Origin of the sequence: Xanthobacter autotrophicus (assembly GCF_030015065.1) — a bacterium.
GTDB classification, from domain to species: domain Bacteria; phylum Pseudomonadota; class Alphaproteobacteria; order Rhizobiales; family Xanthobacteraceae; genus Xanthobacter; species Xanthobacter autotrophicus_D.
In genome coordinates, this window is record NZ_JAIVFN010000382.1 from 1 (window position 1) to 465 (window position 465).

A 465-nucleotide genomic window follows, 5' to 3' on the forward strand; every position below is an offset into this window, starting at 1 on the left:
CTCAGGCCCAGCGCCAGCAGCAACGGGGTCATCCGCGCATCACCGGCCATCTCGCCGCAGACCGCCACCGGGATGCGGTGGCGTGCGCCGGTCTCGATCACCATCTGCAACAGCCGCAGCACCGCCGGGTGCAACGGTGAATACAACTCACCCAGCGCCTCGTTGTTGCGGTCGGCGGCCAGCAGGTACTGCACCAGGTCGTTGGTGCCGATCGACAGGAAATCGACCAGATCGATGAAACTCTCCAGCGCCAATGCCGCCGCCGGGACTTCGATCATCGCGCCCAGCGGCACGTGCTCGGACACCATATGGCCTTCGCTGCGCAGCTGTTCGCTCAGCTTGAGCATGCGCCGGCGCACCGCCAGCAGTTCCTCGCGGGTGCTGACCATCGGCACCAGCACGCGCAGCTTGCCGTAGGCCGAGGCGCGCAGGATCGCGCGCAGCTGGGTGTCGGCCACCTTGGGC

1 protein-coding gene is annotated in these 465 nt (G+C 67.7%); it reads right to left on the minus strand.

Translation table 11 applies throughout. The features are described 5' to 3' along the window. A partial coding sequence (locus tag K9U40_RS23635) for a putative PEP-binding protein (protein ID WP_349239462.1) occupies positions 1-465 on the minus strand: 465 nt, incomplete at both ends.